At 64.3% G+C, this 22,866-nt stretch carries 22 protein-coding genes and 1 pseudogene; 10 read left to right on the top strand and 13 right to left on the bottom strand.

Going from position 1 to position 22,866, the window contains the following annotated elements:
- Window positions 1–319: 319 nt before the first annotated feature.
- The 6 genes from V9K93_RS19165 to otnC form a co-directional block, all read right to left on the bottom strand.
- A complete protein-coding gene (locus V9K93_RS19165; RefSeq protein ID WP_136638682.1) occupies window positions 320–706 on the bottom strand; it encodes a glycine zipper 2TM domain-containing protein in 387 nt (128 codons plus the stop codon).
- A gap of 157 nt (window positions 707–863) precedes the next feature.
- The gene (gene otnK, locus V9K93_RS19160) at window positions 864–2,120 is read right to left on the bottom strand and encodes a 3-oxo-tetronate kinase (protein WP_136638683.1); all 1,257 of its coding nucleotides are present in this window, start codon (window positions 2,118–2,120) and stop codon (window positions 864–866) included.
- 101 nt (window positions 2,121–2,221) lie between these two features.
- Window positions 2,222–3,193 (bottom strand): D-erythronate dehydrogenase, encoded by a 972-nt coding sequence (gene denD, locus V9K93_RS19155; protein WP_136638684.1) that lies wholly within the window; start codon window positions 3,191–3,193, stop codon window positions 2,222–2,224.
- On the bottom strand, window positions 3,190–4,029 hold the full coding sequence (otnI, locus tag V9K93_RS19150; RefSeq protein WP_337303041.1) for a 2-oxo-tetronate isomerase: 840 nt from the start codon (window positions 4,027–4,029) through the stop codon (window positions 3,190–3,192). Before otnI ends, denD begins: the two co-directional genes overlap by 4 nt.
- Before the next feature lie 26 nt (window positions 4,030–4,055).
- Window positions 4,056–5,273 (bottom strand): MFS transporter, encoded by a 1,218-nt coding sequence (locus tag V9K93_RS19145; RefSeq protein ID WP_248298457.1) that lies wholly within the window; start codon window positions 5,271–5,273, stop codon window positions 4,056–4,058.
- 166 nt (window positions 5,274–5,439) lie between these two features.
- Window positions 5,440–6,090 carry a 3-oxo-tetronate 4-phosphate decarboxylase gene (otnC, locus tag V9K93_RS19140; protein WP_136638687.1) on the bottom strand — a complete coding sequence of 217 codons (651 nt, stop codon included), beginning with the start codon at window positions 6,088–6,090 and terminating at the stop codon, window positions 5,440–5,442.
- A gap of 388 nt (window positions 6,091–6,478) precedes the next feature.
- Here otnC and V9K93_RS19135 point away from each other — a divergent pair, with 388 nt between their 5' ends.
- The 5 genes from V9K93_RS19135 (at window position 6,479) to V9K93_RS19115 (ending at window position 13,255) form a co-directional block, all read left to right on the top strand.
- Window positions 6,479–7,993: a tannase/feruloyl esterase family alpha/beta hydrolase gene (locus V9K93_RS19135; protein ID WP_337303040.1), complete on the top strand. Its 1,515-nt coding sequence runs from the start codon at window positions 6,479–6,481 to the stop codon at window positions 7,991–7,993.
- An 84-nt stretch (window positions 7,994–8,077) separates the two neighbouring features.
- Window positions 8,078–9,373, top strand: coding sequence for a carbohydrate porin (locus V9K93_RS19130; RefSeq protein WP_337303039.1), 1,296 nt, complete (start codon window positions 8,078–8,080; stop codon window positions 9,371–9,373).
- 63 nt (window positions 9,374–9,436) lie between these two features.
- Window positions 9,437–10,759: a spinster family MFS transporter gene (locus V9K93_RS19125; protein ID WP_337303038.1), complete on the top strand. Its 1,323-nt coding sequence runs from the start codon at window positions 9,437–9,439 to the stop codon at window positions 10,757–10,759.
- Entirely contained in the window at window positions 10,756–12,402 is a 1,647-nt protein-coding gene (locus V9K93_RS19120; protein WP_295379684.1) for an AMP-binding protein, read from the top strand. Before V9K93_RS19125 ends, V9K93_RS19120 begins: the two co-directional genes overlap by 4 nt.
- Entirely contained in the window at window positions 12,389–13,255 is an 867-nt protein-coding gene (locus V9K93_RS19115; protein WP_136638691.1) for an SDR family NAD(P)-dependent oxidoreductase, read from the top strand. The genes V9K93_RS19120 and V9K93_RS19115 overlap by 14 nt, the downstream gene beginning before the upstream one ends.
- Before the next feature lie 28 nt (window positions 13,256–13,283).
- On the opposite strand, the gene V9K93_RS19110 is transcribed toward V9K93_RS19115, so the two are convergent.
- Complete coding sequence (locus tag V9K93_RS19110) at window positions 13,284–13,529, bottom strand: hypothetical protein (RefSeq protein WP_136638692.1); 246 nt, start codon at window positions 13,527–13,529, stop codon at window positions 13,284–13,286.
- Window positions 13,530–13,633: 104 nt separating this feature from the next.
- On the opposite strand from V9K93_RS19110, the gene V9K93_RS19105 reads away from it, so the two are divergent.
- Window positions 13,634–14,416: a 3-hydroxybutyrate dehydrogenase gene (locus V9K93_RS19105; RefSeq protein WP_046982877.1), complete on the top strand. Its 783-nt coding sequence runs from the start codon at window positions 13,634–13,636 to the stop codon at window positions 14,414–14,416.
- On the opposite strand, the pseudogene V9K93_RS19100 reads toward V9K93_RS19105, so the two are convergent.
- The 4 genes and pseudogenes from V9K93_RS19100 to V9K93_RS19085 form a co-directional block, all read right to left on the bottom strand.
- Window positions 14,416–15,177, bottom strand: a pseudogene (locus V9K93_RS19100) (COG4705 family protein); the annotation flags it as partial. The gene V9K93_RS19105 and the pseudogene V9K93_RS19100 overlap by 1 nt on opposite strands.
- Before the next feature lie 101 nt (window positions 15,178–15,278).
- Window positions 15,279–15,746, bottom strand: coding sequence for an SRPBCC family protein (locus tag V9K93_RS19095; RefSeq protein WP_337303037.1), 468 nt, complete (start codon window positions 15,744–15,746; stop codon window positions 15,279–15,281).
- Between the two features lie 2 nt (window positions 15,747–15,748).
- Window positions 15,749–16,063, bottom strand: a complete 315-nt coding sequence (locus V9K93_RS19090) for an ArsR/SmtB family transcription factor (RefSeq protein ID WP_046982874.1) — start codon at window positions 16,061–16,063, stop codon at window positions 15,749–15,751.
- 8 nt (window positions 16,064–16,071) lie between these two features.
- Complete coding sequence (locus V9K93_RS19085) at window positions 16,072–16,527, bottom strand: SRPBCC family protein (RefSeq protein WP_337303036.1); 456 nt, start codon at window positions 16,525–16,527, stop codon at window positions 16,072–16,074.
- Window positions 16,528–16,817: 290 nt separating this feature from the next.
- Here V9K93_RS19085 and V9K93_RS19080 point away from each other — a divergent pair, with 290 nt between their 5' ends.
- On the top strand, window positions 16,818–17,342 hold the full coding sequence (locus V9K93_RS19080; RefSeq protein ID WP_136638694.1) for a GNAT family N-acetyltransferase: 525 nt from the start codon (window positions 16,818–16,820) through the stop codon (window positions 17,340–17,342).
- A 12-nt stretch (window positions 17,343–17,354) separates the two neighbouring features.
- Here the strand turns inward: V9K93_RS19080 and V9K93_RS19075 are convergent, their stop codons facing one another.
- Entirely contained in the window at window positions 17,355–17,810 is a 456-nt protein-coding gene (locus tag V9K93_RS19075) for a MarR family winged helix-turn-helix transcriptional regulator (protein WP_099783733.1), read from the bottom strand.
- A gap of 82 nt (window positions 17,811–17,892) precedes the next feature.
- Between V9K93_RS19075 and V9K93_RS19070 the strand changes: the two genes are divergently transcribed.
- Together V9K93_RS19070 and V9K93_RS19065 are read left to right on the top strand one after the other, a co-directional pair.
- Window positions 17,893–18,987 carry an FAD-dependent oxidoreductase gene (locus tag V9K93_RS19070; RefSeq protein WP_136638695.1) on the top strand — a complete coding sequence of 365 codons (1,095 nt, stop codon included), beginning with the start codon at window positions 17,893–17,895 and terminating at the stop codon, window positions 18,985–18,987.
- Between the two features lie 120 nt (window positions 18,988–19,107).
- Window positions 19,108–20,877, top strand: a complete 1,770-nt coding sequence (locus V9K93_RS19065) for an oleate hydratase (RefSeq protein WP_046982869.1) — start codon at window positions 19,108–19,110, stop codon at window positions 20,875–20,877.
- 48 nt (window positions 20,878–20,925) lie between these two features.
- Here V9K93_RS19065 and V9K93_RS19060 read toward each other — a convergent pair whose 3' ends face one another.
- Window positions 20,926–21,765 carry an oxidoreductase gene (locus V9K93_RS19060; protein ID WP_295381025.1) on the bottom strand — a complete coding sequence of 280 codons (840 nt, stop codon included), beginning with the start codon at window positions 21,763–21,765 and terminating at the stop codon, window positions 20,926–20,928.
- Window positions 21,766–21,867: 102 nt separating this feature from the next.
- Here V9K93_RS19060 and V9K93_RS19055 point away from each other — a divergent pair, with 102 nt between their 5' ends.
- Window positions 21,868–22,812, top strand: coding sequence for an AraC family transcriptional regulator (locus tag V9K93_RS19055; RefSeq protein ID WP_337303035.1), 945 nt, complete (start codon window positions 21,868–21,870; stop codon window positions 22,810–22,812).
- Window positions 22,813–22,866 lie beyond the last annotated feature (54 nt).

The following is a 22,866-nucleotide window of genomic DNA, read 5'->3' as shown; positions in this document are numbered from 1 at the left end:
TGCCTTGGCACTGTTCTTTCTTGTCATGTGATGGTCGTGATGCCCGGTGACAGAGGTGTGGCGCGCTTCATCGTCGGCACAGACGCCTGACGGAGTGGTTGTCCTGCTCGCAGGAGATCGGGCGTGGACAGCTGCCTAGCATCGTGTCTGCCTGATTTCCCGCCGGTGTTGATTGTTCTGACGGCGCAGGCAGGCTAGCGTGAATGTGCGCTGCATTCAAAAAAATCACATTTGTAATCTTTGGCACGATGTTGCTTGCAGAGACGGCCAGGAATCTCCCCGGCCGTCTGTTACACCTTCACGTCGGCCAGGAACACCACTAGCGCCCGTGGTTGCGTTGCCGCTGGCTGTGGCCCCGGCCATGGTGGCGGTTGCCGTAGTGGCGATCGCGCTGCCAACGGCGATCATGGCCACGGTCATGCTGGCTACTGCGGTAGTCGCGGCGATCGTAGCGGTCATGGCGACGATCATTGCCATGCGACGTGGACAGGTTGCCGATGGCACCGCCCGCTACGGCGCCGCCGACGGTGGCTGCAGGGTCGCCGTTAGAGAGCATGTGGCCCGCAATGCCGCCTACCACCGCACCGGCGATGGTGTGCTTGTCCTTCTTTGACAGTGCGCTGGCATTGCCGGCTGCCGCGATGCCAGCAAGCAGTGCCAACGTTATCGCCAGACCACGGAAGCGGGGCGCGGAAGTACTGGTCATGTTCGGATCTCCTGGGAGGTGTGTGCCACGTTGGATGGGGAGTACGCAGGCACCCGGTTCCTGCAGGTATGACGCTGGTGACTCAACATTGTCGGAACATTGCCCTGGCCCGAGGCCCGCTGCGGGTATTCATCTGGCAGCCGGAAGAATGGGCTCGCTAGCCCAACGCTTTTAGGAAGAACTCCGGTGAGCCGAAATTGCCGGATTTGAGCGCGATGCTGATCGACGTTCCCGCGATTGCCGAATGGCCGGTGCACCAGGGAACACCGGGGTCGATCTGCTCGCCGACCTGGAGCTGTTCAAGCCGAAGCGCCTGTACGACGGCGCCGGACGTCTCGCCGCCAGCCACCACCAGCCGACGCACGCCGCGCTTGACCAGGCCGCAGGCGATCCGGGCGATCTCGGCTTCGATCAGGGCGCCAAGCTGTCCTGTGCCGTCCTGCGCCTGTACGCGGCGTACATCCTCGGGAGATGCGGTTGAATAGATCAGAGCAGGCGTGTGGCCGGCATGCTGCATGGCCCAGCGCAGGGCTTCACTCGCGACGTCTTCGCCTGCGGCAATGCGCAGTGGATCCAGCGCGAGCGCAGGATGCCCGGCGGCGATGAACGTGGCGATCTGCCCACGTGTGGCTTTGGAGCAGCTTCCGGCTAGCAGGGCGCACGGTCCCGTTGCGCGCGCGGGCAGTGCGGTACCTTCGGGCTGCAGGTTCCAGTTCGCGGGCAGGTGAAGGGCAATCCCGGACGCCGCGGTGATGAGTGGAAGATCCTTCAGTGCCGGTGCCAGCCGTTCCATATCCTGGTTGTCCAGGGTATCGACGATGGCGATCTCCACGCCCTCTGCCTGCAGTCTGGACAGCGCCTCGCGTATGGCTGCGCCGCCACCGGCGACGACCGAATGCGGTAGCAGCCCAACCCGCCGCCGGGTCTGCGCACCGAGCACGCGCACGAGATTGGCATCGGTCATCGGCGTAAGCGGGTGATGCTGCATGCCGGACTCGCTCAGCAGCGCGTTACCCACGAATAGATGCCCTTTGAACACCGTGCGCTGGTTGTCCGGAAACGCGGGTGCAGCGATGGTGAACTCCGCACCCAGGTACTGCATTAATGCATCGATGACGGGCCCGATGTTGCCCTGCGGTGTACTGTCGAACGTGGAGCAGTACTTGAAGTAGAGCTGATCTGCACCCTGGGTGCGCAGCCACTGTGCAGCGTCAAGCGACTGCTGGACGGCGTCGCTGGCGGGTACACTGCGCGTCTTGAGCGCGATGATGACTGCGTCGGTAGCTTCCCGGAGGGGACTGTCGGGCACGCCGAGTGCAAGCACCACCCGCATGCCGGCACGTACGAGGTTGTTGGCCAGGTCGGTGGCACCGGTGAAATCGTCGGCGATTCCGCCGAGTTTGATGCGTGGCATGGCCGCACCGCCGGAGATTCCGTCGGTGCGATGGGAAGGGGCGTGGCGCATGTTGAATGGGACTCGGCAGAGGAGGGACCTTCTGGGCAGCAGACAGGCAGTCAGCGCATGAAGTCGTCATCCATGTAGGCGCGGATGATGGACTCGAAGTCTGGGTCGGCGCGCAATCCCAGTGCTTGGGCGCGCGTGGTGTCCCAGCGTCCGGGCCAGCTGCCGACGATCCGTTCGATGCGCTCGTCCGGTTGCCAACGGATACGGTCGGCGGTGGCGTCGCCCGCTACGATGCGGAGCGCCTGCGCCATTTCGCACGCGGTGACACTGACGCCCGGAAGATTGATGGGCGATCCGTTGTCGAGCCGCGCCGCATCCAGTTCGCTGCCTGCAATCAATGCGGCGATGGCACTGCGGGGGGACAGCAGCCAGAGGCGGGTTTGGGGATGGACCGGGCAGGCGGCGGGCTCTCCGTTGAGCGGTTCGCGGATCATGCCGCTGGCGAACGAGGACGCCGCTGCATTGGCCCTGCCGGGACGGACGCTGATGGTGGGTAGGCGCAGTACGCGGCCATCGACGAAGCCGCGCCGGGTGTAGTCGGCCAGTAGCAGTTCGGCGATGGCCTTCTGCGTGCCGTAGGACGACTGTGGGCGCAGTGCGGTGTCGTCACGCACGGTGTCGGGCAAGGCGCCACCATAGACGGCCACCGAGCTGGTGAAGATCACCCGGGGTCGATGGCCCGCGTCGCGGCAGGCGTCCAACAGGTGGCGCGATGCATCCAGATTGATGCGCATGCCCAGATCGAAGTCTGCTTCGGCCTGGCCGCTGACCACGGCGGCCAGGTGGAAGATGATCCGTGTATTGCCATCGATGGCGTCGCGCAGTGTTGATTGATCGGCGATGTCGCCGACGCGAGCCCGGACGCGGAGCTCGCCGAGAGTATCGGCCGGGACGACATCGAGCAGGTCGATGCGGGTAATGGGCACTTGCGTGCCGTCGATCCGGAGGTGCCCTTTCGCGAGCAACCTGCGAGCCAGGCGCTGGCCGAGGAAGCCGGCCCCGCCGGTGATGAGTACTTTCATGTGATGGAACCTCGATGGGATGGCAATGGGGTATCCACCGCCGGGCTTGTACCCGTGGGCCGCAGATACGGGCGCGCCCACCCCAGGCCTTGGCGCGTTCCGGCTCTGGGGTGGTACTCGCACCCGACCCAGCCCGGGTAACCGAGCGTGTCCAGCTGCTCGAACAGGTAGGCGTAGTTCACTTCACCCAGGTCGGGTTCGTGGCGATCCGGGACGCCGGCGATCTGGATGTGGCCGATGCCGGCAATATCCCGGCGCAGGGACATGGTCAGGTCGCCTTCGACGATCTGGCAGTGGTAGTTGTCGAATTGCACCTTCAGGTTGTCGACGTTGAGTTCGCGGCGGATGGCGTGGGCCTCGGCCTGCCGGGAGAGGAAGTAGCCGGGCATGTCGCGCGGGTTGATCGGCTCGATCAGTACGGTGATGCCGGCGCTTGCAGCTTCCGACGCGGCATGTGCGAGATTCTCCAGATAGATGGCCCGGTGCGCGCCCGGGTCTTGGTCGCTGCGCAGCAGGCCCGCCATGACGTGCAGATTGCGATTGCCGAGCCTGACGGCATACTCGAGCGCCTGCTGCACGCCCCGGCGGAAATCGCCTCCGCGGCCTGGCAGGGACGCCAGTCCGCGCTCACCGGCGTGCCAGTCGCCGGGAGGTGTGTTGAACAGCACCAGGTGCAGTCCATGCTCCTGCAATCGTGATTGGATCTCGGCCACCGCGTGCTCGTAGGGAAACAGGAACTCCACGCCCTGGAACCCTTCGCTTGCCGCAGCGGAGAAGCGCTGCAGGAATGGGTGCTCGGTGAACAGGGTGCTGAGGTTCGCGGCCAGGCGTGGCATACGTGTTCCTTGTCCAGCGGGAGAGGTCAACGATTAACCAGACGTGCCGGTGTCAGCCAGACGGCGATCGCGCCGAGCACCAGCAGCCCGGCCAGCACGTGCATGCCGGTCTGCGTGGAGTGGGTCACGTCCTTCAGGTAGCCGATCATGTAAGGGCTGACGAAGCCCGCCAGATTGCCCACCGAATTGACCAGGGCAATGCCTGCGGCGGCTGCGGTCCCAGAGAGGAAGGCCGTGGGCAGCGACCAGAACAGTGGGGCGCAGCTGAGCACGCCGGCCGCTGCCAGCGACAGGAAGACCAGCGACAGGGCCGTGTTGTCGGCGAAGGAAGCGGCGGCGGTGAATCCAACCGCACCGGCCAGTGCAGGCACGATAAGGTGCCAGCGACGTTCACGATGACGGTCGGCGCTGTGGCCCAGCAAGTTCATCACCACAATGGCGCAGAGGAAAGGAATGGCACTGAGCAGGCCGATGTGCAGCGCGCTGCTCACACCAGTGGACCTGATCAGGGTGGGCATCCAGAACGTCAGGCCATACTGCCCGGCAACAAAGGTGAAGTAGATGAGGCACATCCACCAGACACGCTTGTCGGTGAAGATCCCGCGCAATGAATGCTGCTGGGTACCCGAAAGCGATTGATCGACTTTGATTGCGTGGGCCAGTACGCGCTTCTCGTCTTCTTTCAGCCACTTTGCACTGCCAATGCCGTTGTCCAGATAGGCCACGGTCACGAAGCCGATGGCAATGGCGGGTATTGCTTCGATCACGAACATCCATTGCCAGCCCTGCAGGCCGTGGACGCCCTGGAAGGCTTCCATTATCCAACCGGACAGCGGATTGCCGAAGATGCCGGCCACCGGAATGGCTGACATGAAAAGTGCGATGATGCGCGCTCGACGCTGCGCCGGGTACCAGTACGTCAGGTACAGGATCACGCCGGGGTAGAAGCCCGCTTCTGCGACACCCAGCAGGAAACGCAGGATATAGAAGCCCGTTGGCGTTTCAACGAACATGAACATCGCCGACAGGATGCCCCAGGTCACCATGATGCGGGCGATCCACAGGCGTGCTCCGACACGTTGCAGCAGCAGGTTGCTGGGTACCTCGAACAGGAAGTAGCCGAGGAAGAAGACGCCTGCGCCGAGGCCGAACACCGCCTCACTGAACCCCAGGTCCTGCGACATCTGCAGCTTGGCAAAGCCCACGTTGACCCGGTCCAGATAGGCGATCACGTAGCAGAGCATCAGGAACGGAACCAACCGCCAGAAGACCTTCGCGTAGGCGCGTGTGGCGATGTGGATGTCCGCATCCGAGGATGGAGTGGCGGTGACCGGATGGCTCATCGAGTGTCTCCGAAGGGCAGCATGGCTCTGGGCTGTATTGGATGGCGTGGGCCGAGCGAGGCGGAGATCACCATCGCACCCCGAACGTGGCGTGTAGATCGGCCAGCGCGATGGCATCCAGTGGCTCTGGCCTTGGACGAGTCATCAGCCACAGCCGCGCGGTTTCCTCGAACTCTTCCAGCGCATACGCGGCATGACTCACGCTGGGGCCCCACAGCACGGGTCCCAGGCGCTCGAGCAGTACGCCACGAACCAGTCTGGCCAGTGCAGCAACCTCCTGGGCAACGGCAGTGTGTCCGGGGCGTTGGTAGCGGATCAGCGGTATGCGGCCGACCTTCATGACCTGGTAGGGCGTGACGGGCGGCAGCACTTCGTGCTCGCGCCATACCCCAGCGAGGGTGAGGGCGACCAGATGTGTGGAGTGGGTATGCACGACGCCGCCGGCGTTGGGATTGCCGTGATAGATGCCCTGGTGCAGGACCAGGGTCTTGGAAGGCCTTTCCCCGGAGAGCCAGTTGCCTGAGCGGTCAACCTTGGAAAGTGCCGCCGGATCAAGTTGGCCAAGGCAGGCGTCGGTGGGGGTGATCAACCAACCGTCGTCCAACCGCGCGCTGATGTTGCCGGCCACGCCTACGGTATAGCCTCGATCAAAAAGTTGAGTGCCGACCCGGCAGATCTCCTCCCGGATGCGTGCTTCGTTGCGATCGTGCGTGCTCATTCAGCACTGCCTCGGAGCAGACGGGAATCGCCGAGCGCCGGTGACGGCGTCCCTGCGCTGAACCGACAGCAACAACGCGCTTGCCCACTGCTTCACGTGCATGCATCCGATATCTGCGGAAGTGCCTGTGTATGTCAGTTCGAATCTGCCGCCAACCGAAAGATCGTGAAAAAGTGTGTCGTTGCACCGGTACGCAGCGCATTGGCCTGTGCCAAGCGTTCGAGGATGGTGGCGGCTCGCAGTGACGGCGCGCGATGCGGCATTGGGCTGTACGGGAGCGCACTGAAATGAATCGCAACATCTGCACAATTGCGCAGCGCCTGGGGCCCGGCTAGCGTTCTTCCACCACCGCGGGGTTGCCATGCGGTTCGTTGCGGAGGACAGCAGGATGATCCTTGAAGTGCACGTTGGCGCGCGTCCAACACACGTGATCTCCCGGTCGCTTGGGATTGCACTTCTGGTGGGAATTGCCTGCTGGAGTGATCGATCGGCGGCGTCGGACCTGGCAAGGGCGTGCGACGATCTGGGCGCATCAGCACGCGCGGGATCGATCCAGATTCATCGTCACCTCAACGATGATCCCAACAAGGTGGTGTTCAATGCCAAGGACATCCGGGGAGGGACCGGGGTGGTGGTAGGTGGTCAATCCGCATTTCTGACCGAGGCGATGATTGCCCGGATGGATACCTCTCCATCGCGGGAACTCAGGACCGGTGGTGCCTATGTCACCTCTGCCAGAAAGGCGGATGTGGGCTCGATTGCAGCGTGTGACATCGTCGGCGTCATTCTGCCGGAGAGTGTTCGGGATCCAGCGGTTGCCAGTCTCCGGCACGAAGTGCCCAGCATCAGCTTCAGGCTGCTTGTGCCCCTCGACTGGAATGGGCTGTTGAAAGGAAAGCTCATCCAGTTCGGTGGCGGACTGTTCAATGGTGAGGTTGGAGATCCGGGATCGGTTCTGCAGAACTTCAATTTCTGGTCTGGAGGTGTTGCGCCGCTCGGCAAAGGCTATGCGCTGGTGACCAGCGATTCGGGACATCGAGGCAAGAGCAGTTCCCTGGCCTTTGCGAAGCTCCCCGCACCTGGCTACACAGTGGCTCAGCAAGTAGCAGTGAAGAACTACGCCGGTGAGCACATCAAGCGCGTCCGCGATACCACCACGGCCATTCTCCAGCAGCTGTCGCTTGCCCGGCCGGCACGAACCTACTTTGTGGGCATCTCGACAGGCGGCAGGGAGGCGCTCAAAGCGGTTTCCCGGTTTGGCGCTGACTACAACGGTGCGATTTCCGTGGCGCCAGCCTGGGACGTGACCGCAGGTACCACAACGGGCGAGCGCTGCAATGGCCTGACTGTCCGGTCAAAGGGTTTCCGCGATCTGGTCAAGCCAACCGCACCCGGCGCGACGTTGGATGAGAAGCTGGACAACTTCTGCCAAATGGTGGATCTGGCCTGGCAGCCCGCGGACGATCTGATGGCGTTCGGCGCAGCCGGCGGCAAGCTGCTGATCGTGCAGGGTACGAGTGACAAGGTCGTGCCTGCGAGCAAGACGGATCTGTACTGGAACCGTTTCGCGGCGCTGACGCCGGAATGGGATGAGTTTGCTCGCTATTACCAGATCCCGGGCTTCGATCACGGTTATGGCTACGTCCCTGATTTCGATCTGATTGGTGTGCTGGATCGCTGGGTGGATGACCACGCACAGGCGCCGGAGGTGCAGCAGCTTGGCTACCGGTACGCGCTTGCGACGGTTCCCGGGGTGCTCTGGGAGGGGCTCTTCCATGGCATCCGCCTGCCATGGAACGTGCATGCGCAGGAGAGGAAGACGGTCTGCCAGTACCCATCGACTTCCACGCTCGCGGTCAACGCCTTCAACTGGCGTGATGCCGGGGAGTGCACGAAGCGCTAGCCACGCCTTCGGTACGGACGACAGCGGCTTGCCGATACCGGCGGCCCTACCGCGACTCATCCACCAGAAACGATGGACCATCCGATGAAGATCAGATCCAGGGCGTCTGCAATCGTCATGGCCTCGCTCGGCTCGCTGGCAGCGCCTGCGATGGCCGCGGAGTTCGACGCACGCAGATACCTCAGCGGCGACTGGAACGGGGCCCGGAAATCGCTGGCGGAGACTGGCGTACAGCTCCGGCTGCAGTACATCAATCAAACCGCGCATAACGTGAGCGGTGGTGATCGTCGCACAACGGCCTATGCCGATCAGATATTCGCTGCCGGCATCTTCGACCTGGAAGCCTTGTGGGGCTGGAAGGGGGCGGAGTTCCAGATTGAAGTGGCCAACCGCAACGGCGCTTCGGTGAGCAGCGAGGCCGGCATTGGCGCGTTGATGGGACCGCAGTTCATCTACGGCCGCGGCACCGTGACACGCCTGCGCCAGTTTTCGATCACCCAGCGCTGGCTGGATGATCGGTTGAGCCTGAAGGTGGGCCGGATCCACCCGGGAGCGGATTTCTTCGGTGCCAGCTGCACCTTCCAGAATCTGACGTTCTGCAATGCCGGTGTGTCGAATCGCATCAGCGACCGTTGGTTTGGCGCGCCGCTGAGTGCGCTGGGTGCGCAGGTGACATTCAGTCCTTACGCCCGATGGTTCTTCAGGGTTGGAGGGTACGACGCCAATCCGCAGAACCTGTCGAAGGAGCAGGGCTTGAGGCTCGGCACCTCCGGCGATGACAACGGGACGCTGCTGGTGGCCGAAGTCGAGTTCAGGCCCGCATCCGGAAGCGGAAAAGAAGGCTCGTACCGCCTTGGCGTTGCCCGCAACAGCAGCGACCTGCCACGGCTCGTCAACCGGGCGGGGTATCCCGCCGGCACCACTGCAGATGCGGTCGGAACACACGATACCGATCGCGCGCTCTACGCCAGCTTCGAGCAGCAGCTCACGCGCAATGATGCGGGAGGAGGACTGCGCCTGTTTGGTAGCGTGATCCGCGGCGATCAGCAGGTAACCCGGATCGGTGAGGTGATCAGTCTCGGTGCGACCTACCGAGCGCCGTTCGCATCAAGGCCGAACGATCGTATCGGCGTGGCGATCGGGCGCGCGTCGATCAGTTCCGAGCTGACATCGGCCCAGCGGCGGCTCGCCCTTGATCTGCCGGACCGAATGGGCGCCGTTGGCGTGCAGCGGCATGAGATTCCCATTGAAGTGAACTACGGGATTGCCGTGGCCCGCGGTATCGAGCTCATGCCGAACATCCAGCACGTGAGGCACCCGGGCGGCCGCGACGTGAGCAGCGCCACGATCCTGGGCCTGCAGTTGAACGTTGAACTATGACGGGGACCGGGCCAGCTGCCCGGCAACCGGATCCAATCGTGGGTAGCGGACAGTGGAGATGACATGAAGGATCCGTCGATCGCGTTGCAGCAGGGAGCTCATGCTGCGCCCCGAAAAGGGGCATGGTGGGTTCTGGGTATCCTGTGTTTCGTGTACATGCTGAACTTCCTGGATCGTCAGCTTCTTTCGATCCTGGCCAAGCCCATCCAGGACGAGCTGGGAGTCAGTGATGGCCAGCTCGGTCTGATCGGTGGCCTCTACTTTGCGCTGTTCTACTGCATCCTTGCCATTCCGGTCGGATGGTTGGCGGACCGGACCAATCGGGTCAAGGTGCTCGCGTTCTCCTGCGGCCTCTGGAGCGCTGCCACTGCGGCATGCGGCATGGCATCGAGCTATCCGCAACTGGTGATGGCACGGATGATGGTCGGTGTGGGCGAGGCCGGTGGCGTGCCGCCTTCTTACGCGATCATCACCGACTATTTCCCACCACACCTGCGCGGTCGGGCACTTGGGTTGTTCAACCTGGGGCCCGCGATCGGCCAGTCGCTGGGTGTAGCACTCGGTGCATGGATCGCTGCCGCATACGACTGGCGGCTGGCGTTCATCGTGCTGGGCGTGGTGGGGGTGGTCGCGGCCGTGTTCGTGTACGTGGTCGTCAAGGAACCCGAGCGGGGCGGGCTTGATGCCAGGCCTGCAGTGGCTGCGAATGCACCTGTGCAACGCGCCGAGCCCGCCCGCTTCTGGTCCACGTGCAGGATGTTCCTGACCACGCCCAACCTGATGATTGCCGCACTGGGCGCGGCCGCAAACCAGTTCGTAACCTACGCCATCATGGGGTTTGCGACCTTGTTCCTGATGCGCGAGAAGGGCATGACGCTTCAGCAGGTGGCGTTCTTCTACGCACTGGTGGTGGGCGTGACGGTCTGTGGCGGCATGTATGCCTCCGGCCGCCTGCTGGATGCCTTCAAGAAGCGATCCAGAGCGGTCTATGGCGTGCTGCCGGGTGTGGCCATGATCCTGGCATTGCCCTTCTTCATCGGCTTCGTCTGGGCCCCTACCTGGCAGCTTTCGCTGCTGATGCTGGCCCCGCCGATGTTTCTCGGCTTCTTCTATCTCACGCCATGTGTGGCTCTGGTCCAGGAGGAGGTGCAGCCCAACCAGCGCGTACTCTCCGGAGCGATCCTGCTGCTGATCATGAACCTGATAGGCCTGGGGCTGGGACCGACCTACCTGGGACATGCCAGCGATGCATTTTCGGGGACCAGCCCTGGGAACTCGTTGCAGATGGCGTTCTATACGCTGGCGCCCTTCTTTGTCCTGGCATCAGTGCTGTTCCTGGTGCTGGCCCACCGCCTGCGCCGTGAGCGTTCCCCGGAGGTTCCGTGACGACGCCCTGGACGTGTGACGGAGACATGCAGCCCTTTGCGCTGACCCTGGACAAGTTCCTGCTGCATGCAGCCAGGTGGCGCGGTACGGTCGAGGTATCGACGGCGCATGAGGATGGGACGGTCAGCCGTACCAGTTATGCGGACCTGTGCACTCGCAGCCGGCGGGTATCGAGGCTGCTGCAACTGCATGGGGTAAATCGTGGTGAACGGGTGGCTACGCTTGCATGGAATACCCAGGGACACCTTGAAGCCTGGTTCGCGATCATGGGCATCGGCGCGGTGTGCCACACACTGAATCCCCGCCTGACGGCAGAGCAGCTGGCGGCGATGGTGATCCAGTCGGGGGCACGTATCCTGCTGGCGAGTGCGGATCTGCTCGCGCAGGCGCAGCAGATTGCGGCGCTGGCTCCCGACATCCGTTGTATCTGGATGCTGGATCAGGCCAGTCATCCGGCTGCTGCGGCCGGACCGGTGGACCTGCAGGCGCTCGAGCGTCTGTTGGGTGATGTCACTGAGCCGGCGGAGTGGGGGGACTTTCCCGAGACTTCACCGAGCGGGCTGTGTTTCACCTCCGGGACGACGGGAGCGCCCAAGGGCGTGACGTACACCCATCGTTCCAGCTACCTGCACACGTTGCGCGTGCTGCAGGCCGAGATGATGGCGATCACGGGTGAGGACAGCGTGCTGCTGGCCGTGCCGATGTTCCATGCCAATGCCTGGGGGCTGCCGTTCGCCGCTGCGGCGGTTGGCGCACGCCTGGTCTTGCCTGGTCGTCATCTTGAGGGTGCGCGTCTTGCGCGCCTGCTCCAGTCGGAGGCGGTAACAGTGGGGGTAGGGGTGCCGACTGTCTGGTTGGCGCTGCTTGAGCATGTGGAAGCAGAAGATCTCGCCCTTCACTCTCTGCAGCGCATCATCGTAGGTGGTGCGCCGCTGGCGCCCGCGCTGATGGAGCGGCTGGAGCGGCGCCTGGATGTGGTGGTACAGACCAGCTGGGGCATGACCGAACTTTCTCCCTGTGGCACGTTGGCGCCGCCGGAGGGGGCGGGTTCGGCGGCACAGTCCGGGCGACCGGCGCTCGGTCTGGATCTTCGGATGGTTGATGAGTTTGGGCAGCCTTTGCCAACGCAGCGTGGCGTGGAGGGACACCTGCAGGTACGCGGTGCGGCTGTGCTCCAGCGCTACTTTGGTGAAAAGGAGGATGCGGTGGATGCGGAGGGCTGGTTTGCCACCGGTGACCTTGCACGCCTCGACGCCAAGGGCAATCTTTCCATTACCGGCCGCGCCAAGGACCTGATCAAATCGGGCGGCGAGTGGATCAATCCGGCCGAGATCGAAGCACTGGTGGGCGCAGTTCCGGGCGTGGCCCTGGCCGCCGTCATTGGACGTCCGGACCCCAGGTGGGGCGAGCGGCCGATACTGATTGTAGAGGTTTCCGGAGAAGCGTCGCTGGACGACAACGCATTGCTGGCCGCGCTGCGCGACCACGTCGCGTCATGGTGGATTCCCGACGCGGTGTACCGGCTTGAGCGCATGCCATTGGCTGTCACTGGAAAGATCGACAAGAACCGGCTGCGGGCAGAGTACGCATCGGCCCGGGAACGGAACAGGGCGGGAGGAGACCAGCACAATGAGATTGGATGAACGCGTTGCCATCGTGACGGGAGCAGGACAGGGCCTGGGCCGTAGTCACGCTCTTTACCTTGCCGGGAAAGGGGCGCGTCTGGTGATCAACGATCTGGACGTACACGCTGCCGAAGCGGTGCAGGAGGCGGTGGTAGCGGCCGGGGGGGAAGCCATTGCCTGCAGCGGCTCAGTCACGGACGAAGCATCCGTGCAGTCGATGGTGGCCGATGCGCTCGCGCGCTGGGGCAGGATCGACATCCTCGTCAACAATGCCGGAATCCTGCGCGACAGGAGCTTTGCGAAGATGAGCCTGGATGATTTCCGTCAGGTGATGGACGTGCATCTGATGGGTGCGGTGATCTGCAGCAAGGCGGTCTGGGACATCATGCGGGCGCAGAACTATGGGCGGATCGTGATGACGACATCATCGTCGGGATTGTTCGGGAACTTTGGCCAGGCGAACTATGGCGCGGCCAAGATGGCACTGGTGGGTCTGATGCAGACGCTTGCCATCGAAGGCGCGAGATATGGCATCCGGGTCAACGCGCTGGCGCCCACGGCGGCTACCTCGATGACGTCCGGCGTGCTTTCCGATGATCAGTTGATAGCACTGGATCCGGCGTTGGTGAGCCCTGCGCTGTTGGCGCTGGTAACGGAATCTGCTCCGACCCGTGCGATTCTCTGTGCGGGTGCCGGACACTTCGCGCGAGCAAACGTGACACTGACTCCCGGTATACGCATTGGCGGAGGAGCCTGGGCAGGAGAAGCAGTGGTGGCGCACTGGGTTGCGGTGTCCGACCGGGATGGCGAGATCGTGCCGGAGTGCGGGTGGGAGCAGGTTGAGCAGGAAACGGGTCGTTCGCCGGGGTGATTCGATGAAATGGCACGGGCCGTGAAGATCAGTCGTCGATCAGCAGGTGCGCCAGTGCGCGTCCCGCCTCCACGGCAGAGTCCAATGTCGGGAAGCGGCGTCCTGTTCCAGCGAAAGGTGGGTGGCCCTCGATCACCACTTCGAGTATCTCGAATATGCCGGGATAGGATTGGGTGATGGTGCATTCATATCTGCATCTGGCGTGGTAGCCGTGGATTCGTGCGCGCAGTAGTACAGACGGCATGGATGCTTCCATAGATTCAGCGGCGCGCATGCTAAACGCGTTGGCAGGTGGACAAAAGTCACATTCCGTTGCTGATTCAGCAAAGACCGTGTTAACCGCTACACTGGCGGCCTACGCTCGATGGAGTCACGCCCATGTTCAGTGGAAAGGTCGCGGTGGTTACCGGATCCACCAGCGGTATCGGCCTTGGCATTGCCACCGCGCTGGCGCGGCGAGGCGCCGATATCGTGTTGAACGGATTCGGCGATGCGTCGGAGATCGAACGCATCCGTTCCAACCTGGAAGCTGAGTTCGGCATACGGGTGGCGCATGATGGCGCCGATCTTTCCCGTGGCGAGGCGGTGCGCGGAATGATTGACCACGCCGTTGCGAAGATGGGGCGCATCGACATCCTGGTGAACAATGCAGGTATCCAGCACACCGCGTCGATCGAGGAATTTCCCATCGAGAAGTGGGATGCGATCCTCGCGCTGAATCTCTCGGCGGTGTTCCATGCAACGGCGGCCGCCTTGCCCCATATGAAGCAGCAGGGCGCCGGCCGCATCATCAACATTGCGTCGGTACATGGGCTGGTGGGCTCGGTGAACAAGTCGGCCTATGTGGCGGCCAAGCATGGTGTGGTGGGGTTCACCAAGGTGACCGCGCTGGAGAACGCGGGCACCGGCATCACCGCCAATGCGATCTGCCCGGGCTGGGTGCGGACGGCGCTGGTCGAGCGGCAGATCACCGCGTTGGCCGAGCGCGAAGGCACGGATCAGGAATCCGCCGCGCGCGCGCTGCTGGCTGAGAAGCAGCCTTCGTTACAGTTCGTGACGCCCGAGCAGCTGGGCGAGATGGTGGTGTTCCTGGCCTCGGACGCTGCGGCGCAGATTACCGGCACGGCGCTGCCGGTGGACGGGGGCTGGACGGCGCGCTGACTGGCGGGCTGTGCCCGTCGTTGCAGCATCGGCAGCGCCACCAGCGTGGCGAGAATGGTGAACAGCACCAACGACGAACCCACCGTGCCGAAGCCCAAGCCGCCCTTTTCCAGTGGCTTGGTGAGCAGGTCGCCGAAGGTGGCACCGAACGGGCGGGTGAGCACGAAGGCGATCCAGAACAGGATGACCCGGTTGATGCCCTTGATGCGGGTGGCCAGTGCGGTGAGCGCGATGAGGCTGCCGATCAATAGTGCGCCGCCGGTGAAGCCGAGCCCGGAATCGTCGGCGAGGAAATCGCCCAGGGCGGTGCCGAGCGTGTTGGAGAACAGCACGGCGGTCCAGTAGAAACCTTCGGCGCGGCGCGATGCGATGTTGCTGACCGAGATCGACTTTTCCGACAGGCGCCACGCCAACAGCACCAGCGCCAGGCAGCCGGCCAGCAGGCTGGCGCCGGTGGCGTAGCCCAGGCCGAGCGTGCGGTCGAGCAGGTCGGACAGGGTGGTGCCGGCGGTGCTGGTGGCCAACACCACCGACCAGAACAGCACGGGGTGAAAGCGCCGTGCCGACAGCTGCACGGCCAGCAGGCCGGCGAAGACCGTGAGCAGGATGGCCGAGCTGGCCACGTAGCCCAGGTTGAGCGTCATCGACAGCAGATCGCCCGCGGTCTCGCCGAGGGTGGTGGCGGCGATCTTCATCACCCAGAAGCCGAGGGTGACCGCCGCCACTTTGCTGTGCAGGGACTCTGCGTCTGAAGCACTCATCGAAGGTCGCCAAGGATGCCTGCGGGCGATCGTGTCGGTGCGCGCGTCGGAACGCGGTCGAAGCGGCCTTCGTATTGCGTCAACCTATTGCCGCGATTCAGCTAGCCGGCAGCACTCGGCTTCGAAAGCACATCCAACCCCTTGCCCGTCTCCAACAACGACTTCAGGCTCGACAACACGATCGGCCAGCCCTGGCGGATGCCGGTATCCATGCCGCTACCGGGCTCCAGTTCGTCGTGGGTAACGGTCAGCCGCACCATGTCCTGGTAGGGCACGATGTCGAAGGTGACGCGGCTGTAGGCATCGGGGTTTTCCGCCTGCGAAGCGGCGGCCCAGGTGATGACCAGCCGCGAGGGCGGGGTGCTTTCCACCACTTCGCCGACCAGCTCGACCGAGCGCGTTTCGTTGGCGCGCACATGCTGCCAGCGCGAGCCGGGTTTCCAGTCCGAGACGTTCTCGTGGCCCCAGTAGCGGCTGGCGATCTCGGGCCGGGTGATGGCCTCGAACACCTTCTGCGGTGTGGAGGCGATGTAGATCACGTGGATGAAACGGGTGGATTCTGCGGTCATCGTCATTCTCCTTCCAGTTCCTGTTTGAGGTCATGCAGCAGGCTCAGGCGCTGCTGTTCGAACTTGCGTACCCAGCGCTCGTAGACTTCATGTAGTGGCACCGGGTTGATGAAGTGCAGCTTCTCGCGACCACGGCGCACGGTGCTGATCAGGTTGGCGTCTTCCAGCAGGCCGAGGTGCTGGGTGACCGATTGCCGGGCCATCTGCAGGTGCTCGCAGAGCTGCCCCAGCGTCTGCCCGTTGCGCTCGCACAGCAGGTCCAACAACGTGCGGCGCGTGGGGTCGGCCAGGGCCTTGAACACCTTGTCTGCATCCATGGGGGCCTTCAGTTCCAGGTGTCGATCTTGACGTCGTGCGGGCTGGGTTGGCCGCGCCCGGTCTCCAGCAGGGATTTCAGACTCATCAGGAAGATGGCCCATTTGGTGCTGCAGTGGTGCATGAATTCCACGCGTTCTTTCCAACCTTCATGGCTGAACAGCACGATGCAGCAGTCGCCGTCCTGGTGCAGGGCGAAGCGCGCGGTGGTGCCGATCCATTCCGGTGGGCCGTCGATGAATTCCCACAGCACCAGCTCGTTCGGCTGCAGCTGCAGAAGCTTCATCTGCATGGCGCCGATTTCCTGGCCGTTGGCGGTGAAGCGGGCGGTGATTGTGCCGCCGATGTGGCGGTCGCCGGTGGTGTCTTCGGCCCACCAGGCGGCGATGCCTTCGGGGGTGGCCAGGGCCTGGTAGACCTGGGCCGATGGGGCCTTGATGCCGACTCTGTGAGCGATATCCACCATGACTGTGGCTCCACGATGGGCGGCGGGGGGCCGTCCGTGGGATCACAATAGGCAGGTAAATGCCTGCATGTCAACTCCGCCGCCGTGAACGCCCGGCCGTGGTAGTGCCAGCCGCTGGCCGGCACCCTGGTGGAGTTGGAGGATTGCAGCTGCCGGCCAGCGGCCGGCACTACCGGTTGGCGGCGCGCAATGGACTTTTGGCCGTGGTGATGCCTGGTGCGCGGCGGCATTCTGGGCGGAGCCGGGTGATTGCAGCCGTTCGGGTTCGTTGAATGAAAGGAGTACTACGCGTGAGTGATGCTGGAAAAGAGGCGCTGACGATCCGTCGCGCCAGCGCGGCCGATGCGCCTGCGGTGCTGGAGTTGTTCGATGAAGTGATTGCGTGGTTCGTGGCCATCGGCAATCCGCAGCAGTGGGGTACCGAGGCGTGGTCGTCCATTCCGCGCCGCATTACCCAGGTGACCGATGCCTGCGCACTGCCCGGTGCGTGGGTGGCGGAAACCGCGCAGGGTGAGGTGCGTGCGTTCCTGGCGTTGGGCGAGGCCATGCCCTATGTGCCCGCGGCGACCGAGCCGGAGCTGTATGTACGCGTGTTGATTGCTTCGCGCGATGCGCGGGTGCGTGGCATCGGCCGGCGTTTGATGGCGTTCGCGGACGAGCAGGCACGCGCAGCGGGATTGGATTACCTGCGCGTGGATTGCTATGGCGGTGGCAGTGGCGAGCTGGTGCGCTTCTACGAATCGTGCGGTTACGAACGGCTGTCGACCTTCAACGTGGATGGCTGGCCGGGGCAGGTGTTGGGCCGCCGTCTGTGACCTGGCGGCGTCTCAGTTCTCTGCGTCCTGTAGTGCTGCATGCAGTTTGTCGGTGATCTGCTGCAGCGCGGCCAGGTCATCGGCTGAGAGGTGGTCGAGGAAATTCCGGCGCACGCTGGCGACGTGTACCGGCCGCGCTGCGCTCAGCTGGGTGCGGCCTTCTGCAGTCATGCGGATCACCACCACGTTGTCACTGTCGGTGTCGCGCTCGATCAGGCCACGGCCGGCCATGCGGGTGAGCTGGTGCGAGAGGCGCGTCTTGTCCCATTCCAGGTAGTCCAGCAGTTCCCGCTGGCGGCGGCAGCGGTCCTTGGCCTTGCTCAGTTCCATCAGCACGACGAAGTCGGCACTGGAAAGCCCGGTGCTGCGGGTGATGTCGTGGACGATGCGGCCGGAGGTGATCTCGGCCATGCGCCGGAAGCCGCGCCAGGCGGCCCACTCGTCAGGGGTGATGGTGGGTGGGGTCATGCGCTCACGTTGCCCGGGACGGGTTGACGTGTCAACCCGAACGTTCTACGGTTGATATATCAACCAAGATGCAGGCCGCTCCATGCCACACCCTCCACGTATTGCCATCATCGGCGCGGGGCCCGCCGGCCTGACCGCTGCGCTCATCCTGCATCGCGGCGGCCATCGCGCGAGCGTGTACGAGGGCGAGTCGTCCGGGCAGCAGCGCACCCAGGGCGGCACGCTGGACCTGCACGAGGACTCCGGCCAGGTGGCGCTGCAGCGCGCTGGTCTGCTGGAGGCGTTCCGGGCGGTGGCGCGCCATGAAGGCCAGGAGGAGCGGACGGGCGACCCGTGGACTGGAGCGATTGTCGCCGGTGGATTCGGGCCGGAGGGCAGCATGGACAAGCCGGAGATCGACCGCGGCGACCTGCGCCAGCTGCTGCTGGACGCGTTGCCGGCCGACACGGTGCAGTGGGGCCACTGCTTGACCGAGCTGGCGCTTGCGCAGGCAGGATCCCACAGTCTGCGCTTCGCCAATGGTGTGCAGGCCGAGGCCGACATCGTGATCGGTGCCGATGGCGCATGGTCGAAGGTGCGCACAGCCCTGAGTGCCTGCCAGCCGTTGCCGACCGGCATTACTTTCTTTGAAGGATGGATCGCGCAGCCGGCGGCGGATATCGCGGCCATGGTGGGTCAGGGCAGCCTGTTCTGCTTTGGCGGCGAGGAAGCGCTGTTCGTGCAGCGCAACAGCGGCGATCGATTCTGCGTGTACGCGGCGCTGAAGCGGCCCTCTGATTGGCTTGATGCGCAGATCGCGCAGCAAGGCATGCGTGCGCTGGTGACCGGCAGCTACATCGGCTGGGCACCGAACCTTCGGCGGCTGCTGGAGGCGTGCACCGACTTCGTGCGGCGGCCGATCTACAGCCTGCCGGCGGATTTCCGTTGGACACCGCGCAACGGCGTGACGCTGATCGGCGATGCTGCCCATCTGATGCCGCCAGTGGGTGTGGGCGTGAACCTAGCGATGCTGGACGCGTCGGATGTGGCGATGGCGGTGTGCGCGCATCCGGATGCAGTGAGTGCTATCCGCCAGGCCGAATCCGTGGTCTGCGAGCGCGCCTGCGCGCTGATGCCGGACGCCATACAGGGGTTCCAGCGCTGGTTCACTACGGAGTCGACGGCTGACGGCGGTTGAGGCCGCTGGAAATGCGGGGACAGCAAGCACCTGCGTCACTGCGTCGCAGCCTATCTGCAGGATGCGGTACATCGGATCAGCGCTAGAGTGGGGGCTACCCCCTCCAGGAAGGAGCAACGCATGTACTACAGCAGTGGCAACTACGAAGCCTTCGCGCGTCCGCGCAAGCCCGCCGGTGTCGATGGCAAGCGCGCGTGGTTCGTCGGTTCGGGCCTGGCCTCACTTGCCGGCGCCGCGTTCCTGGTGCGCGATGGCCGCATGGCCGGTGAGCGCATCACCATTCTCGAGCAGCAGCAGATTGCCGGTGGCGCGCTGGATGGCCTGAAGGTGCCGGAGAAGGGTTTCGTGATCCGCGGTGGCCGCGAGATGGAAGACCACTTCGAGTGCCTGTGGGATCTGTTCCGCTCGATTCCGTCGCTGGAGATCGAGGATGCCAGTGTGCTGGACGAGTTCTACTGGCTGAACAAGGACGACCCGAACTATTCGCTGCAGCGTGCCACGATCAATCGCGGCGAGGATGCGCATACCGACGGCCTGTTCACCCTGAGCGAGCAGGCGCAGAAGGACATCATCGCGCTGTTCCTGGCCACTCGTAAGGAGATGGAGAACAAGCGCATCAACGAGGTGCTGGGCCGCGACTTCCTGGACAGCAACTTCTGGTTGTACTGGCGCACGATGTTCGCGTTCGAGGAATGGCACTCGGCGCTGGAGATGAAGCTGTACCTGCACCGCTTCATCCACCATATCGGCGGCCTGCCGGATTTCTCGGCGCTGAAGTTCACCAAGTACAACCAGTACGAATCGCTGGTGCTGCCGCTGGTGAAGTGGCTGCAGGAGCGCGGCGTGCGGTTCCAGTACGGCACTGAAGTGACCGATGTTGACTTCGACCTGCAGGAGGGCCGCAAGCAGGCCACGCGCATCCACTGGACGCGGGACGGCCAGGCCGGTGGCGTGGACCTGGGCGCGGACGATCTGGTGTTCATGACGATCGGCTCGCTGACCGAGAATTCCGACAGCGGCGATCACCACACCGCTGCGCACTTGAATGAAGGCCCGGCACCGGCGTGGGACCTGTGGCGGCGCATCGCGGCCAAGGATGCGGCGTTCGGGCGCCCGGATGTATTCGGCGCGCATATACCGGAAACCAAGTGGGAATCGGCGACGGTGACCACGCTGGATGCACGCATTCCGGCGTACATCGAGAAGATTGCCAAGCGCGATCCGTTCAGCGGCAAGGTGGTGACCGGCGGCATCGTGAGCGTGCGCGATTCGCGCTGGTTGATGAGCTGGACGGTGAACCGCCAGCCGCACTTCAAGAACCAGCCGAAGGACCAGATCGTGGTGTGGGTGTATTCGCTGTTCGTGGATACGCCGGGCGATTACGTGAACAAGCCGATGCAGGACTGCACGGGCGAGGAGATCACCCGCGAGTGGCTGTACCACCTGGGCGTGCCGCTGGAAGAGATCGATGAACTGGCTGCTACCGGCGCGAAGACGGTGCCGGTGATGATGCCGTACATCACCGCATTCTTCATGCCGCGCCAGGCCGGTGACCGCCCGGATGTGGTGCCGGAGGGAGCGGTGAACTTCGCCTTCATCGGACAGTTCGCCGAATCGAAGCAGCGCGATTGCATCTTCACCACCGAGTATTCGGTGCGTACACCGATGGAAGCGGTGTACACGCTGCTGGGTATCGAACGTGGCGTGCCGGAGGTGTTCAATTCCACCTATGACGTGCGCTCGCTGCTGGCCGCCACCGGTCGCCTGCGCGATGGCAAGGAACTGGACATTCCAGGCCCGGCGTTCCTGCGCAACCTGCTGATGAACAAGCTGGACAAGACCCAGATCGGTGGCCTGCTGCGCGAGTTCAAGCTGGTGCAGGAAGACTGAGCAGGTAGGAGGGAGGTCGCCGGTGACGGCATCGGCGGCCTCAAGGTCTCACGCTACGCCGTCGGTCGAACGGCTCAGCTGTTCCCACGCGTCGGTGCTTTTGGCCATCGTATCCAGCTTCGCTCGTACCAGCTGCAGTGCGTCGCTGCCCAGCAGCAGGTGGCTGGGCGGGGCATCGCTGTCGATGATCTGCAGCATGGCTTGTGCAGCCTTCACCGGATCACCCAGCTGGTGACCACTCTTTGCCTCACGCGCGCTGCGGATGGGGTCGAACAGGGCATCGTAGTCTTCAATGCTGCGCGGTGCCCGCGCCATCGAGCGGCCCGCCCAGTCGGTGCGGAATGAGCCCGGCGCGACGGCAGTGACGTGGATGCCGAACGGAGCAACCTCCTTGCCGAGCACTTCGCTGATGCCTTCCAGGGCGAACTTGCTGCCGCAGTACCAGGCGATGCCGGGCAGGGTGATGAAGCCGCCCATGGATGTGATGTTGAGGATGTGGCCACGGCGGCGCGTGCGCATGTGCGGCAGCACGGCCTTGATCAACGCCGCAGGGCCGAACACGTTCACTTCGAACTGATGCCGCAGCTCGGCCAGCGTGGATTCTTCGAGGATGCCTTCGTGGCCGTAACCGGCGTTGTTGACCAGCACGTCGATGCTGCCGACGTTGGTTTCGATATCGGTGACGAGCGCATTGATGGCGGCGGTATCGGTCACGTCCAGCAGGCGGCCGAGCGCGCGGCCGGGCGCCAGCGTTTCGAACGCGTGGCGGGCGGTTTCGTTGCGCACGGTGCCGACCACGCGATGACCCGCCAGCAGTGCCTGCTGGGCGAGGGCACGGCCGAAGCCGCTGCTGGCGCCGGTGATGAGGAGAAGGCGGGATGGGGACATGGGGAGGCGCTCACGGTGGACAGGGCTTGCACGTTAGTGCTTGAACGGTGCCCGCCCCAGGCCTAGGATTCGACCATTCTTGCCTATTCCTCTGGAGTGCCAGTGGTCGATTCCCTGCAGCGGCAGGTGCAGGCGCGCATGGTCGGCCTGCTGAAGACGCTGGCGGTGGAGGAGGGCTATACGCTCACTCCGCTGCCGGGGGTGCGGCTGCTGCGCTCCGACCGGCCCTTGGCGCGCACGCCGGTGTTGTACGACCCCGGCATCGTGATCGTCTGCCAGGGCGTGAAGCGCGGCTACCTGGGCGGGCAGATCTACCAGTACGACGCGCAGCACTATCTGGCGGTGTCGGTGCCGGTGCCGTTCACGATGGAAACCGATGCCTCTGCGGAGGCGCCGCTGCTGGCGATCTACCTGCATCTGGATCTGCAGTTGGCGGCAGATCTGCTGATCGAACTGGGCGAACAGGTAGGCACATCGCAGGCACCGGCACAGAGCATGATGTCCAGCCCGATGCAGGCGCCGATGCAGGCCACGGTGCTGCGCCTGCTGGAAGCGCTGGCCGACCCGCTCGAAGCGGCCGTGCTGGCCCCGGCGCTGGTACGCGAACTGTACTTCCGCGTGCTGACCGGTGCGCAGGGCGGTGCGATGCGGGAGGCGCTGGCCATGCGCGGCCGCTTCGGCAGCATCGGCAGGGTGCTGCGTACGATCCATGCGTCGTATGCGACGGCGCTGGACGTGGGCCAGCTGGCGGCCGAGGCGGGCATGAGTGTGGCCACCTTCCATGACCACTTCCGCGCGATTACCGGCACATCGCCGATGCAGTACGTGAAGTCCACCCGCCTGCATCAGGCGCGGCTGCTGATGCTGCGGGAGGCGATGACCGCCGAGGCCGCATCGCTGGCGGTGGGGTATGCCAGCCCGTCCCAGTTCAACCGTGAGTTCAAGCGGCTGTTCGCGCTGCCGCCGGCGGCCGAGGTGGCGCGGATGCGGCGCAGCTTTGCGCTGCCACCAGCGCCAGCGGATGCGGTGTACGTGTCTTCGCATTGAGGCGCAATCGAAGGTCACGTTGCCAGCAAGCCGGCCAGCGGCCAGCTCTACCGG

The organism is Stenotrophomonas sp. CCNWLW162 (assembly GCF_037203745.1).
GTDB lineage: Bacteria > Pseudomonadota > Gammaproteobacteria > Xanthomonadales > Xanthomonadaceae > Stenotrophomonas > Stenotrophomonas maltophilia_AQ.
The sequence above is the reverse complement of the archived record's forward strand: the minus strand, read 5'-3'. Positions and strand labels throughout refer to the sequence as shown.

Coding starts and splice junctions, on each gene's coding strand:
- otnK (WP_136638683.1), bottom strand. CDS start 2,120: ATGCCACGCATCAAACTCGGCGGAATCGCCGACGATTTCACCGGTGCC.
- V9K93_RS19090 (WP_046982874.1), bottom strand. CDS start 16,063: ATGGATGCAGACAAGGTGTTCAAGGCCCTGGCCGACCCCACGCGCCGC.
- V9K93_RS19085 (WP_337303036.1), bottom strand. CDS start 16,527: ATGGTGGATATCGCTCACAGAGTCGGCATCAAGGCCCCATCGGCCCAG.
- V9K93_RS19135 (WP_337303040.1), top strand. CDS start 6,479: ATGATCCTTGAAGTGCACGTTGGCGCGCGTCCAACACACGTGATCTCC.
- V9K93_RS19130 (WP_337303039.1), top strand. CDS start 8,078: ATGAAGATCAGATCCAGGGCGTCTGCAATCGTCATGGCCTCGCTCGGC.
- V9K93_RS19095 (WP_337303037.1), bottom strand. CDS start 15,746: ATGACCGCAGAATCCACCCGTTTCATCCACGTGATCTACATCGCCTCC.
- V9K93_RS19065 (WP_046982869.1), top strand. CDS start 19,108: ATGTACTACAGCAGTGGCAACTACGAAGCCTTCGCGCGTCCGCGCAAG.
- V9K93_RS19125 (WP_337303038.1), top strand. CDS start 9,437: ATGAAGGATCCGTCGATCGCGTTGCAGCAGGGAGCTCATGCTGCGCCC.
- V9K93_RS19165 (WP_136638682.1), bottom strand. CDS start 706: ATGACCAGTACTTCCGCGCCCCGCTTCCGTGGTCTGGCGATAACGTTG.
- V9K93_RS19075 (WP_099783733.1), bottom strand. CDS start 17,810: ATGACCCCACCCACCATCACCCCTGACGAGTGGGCCGCCTGGCGCGGC.
- V9K93_RS19060 (WP_295381025.1), bottom strand. CDS start 21,765: ATGTCCCCATCCCGCCTTCTCCTCATCACCGGCGCCAGCAGCGGCTTC.
- V9K93_RS19145 (WP_248298457.1), bottom strand. CDS start 5,273: ATGCTCTGCTACGTGATCGCCTATCTGGACCGGGTCAACGTGGGCTTT.
- denD (WP_136638684.1), bottom strand. CDS start 3,193: ATGAAAGTACTCATCACCGGCGGGGCCGGCTTCCTCGGCCAGCGCCTG.
- otnC (WP_136638687.1), bottom strand. CDS start 6,090: ATGAGCACGCACGATCGCAACGAAGCACGCATCCGGGAGGAGATCTGC.
- otnI (WP_337303041.1), bottom strand. CDS start 4,029: ATGCCACGCCTGGCCGCGAACCTCAGCACCCTGTTCACCGAGCACCCA.
- V9K93_RS19105 (WP_046982877.1), top strand. CDS start 13,634: ATGTTCAGTGGAAAGGTCGCGGTGGTTACCGGATCCACCAGCGGTATC.
- V9K93_RS19070 (WP_136638695.1), top strand. CDS start 17,893: ATGCCACACCCTCCACGTATTGCCATCATCGGCGCGGGGCCCGCCGGC.
- V9K93_RS19115 (WP_136638691.1), top strand. CDS start 12,389: ATGAGATTGGATGAACGCGTTGCCATCGTGACGGGAGCAGGACAGGGC.
- V9K93_RS19110 (WP_136638692.1), bottom strand. CDS start 13,529: ATGCGCGCCGCTGAATCTATGGAAGCATCCATGCCGTCTGTACTACTG.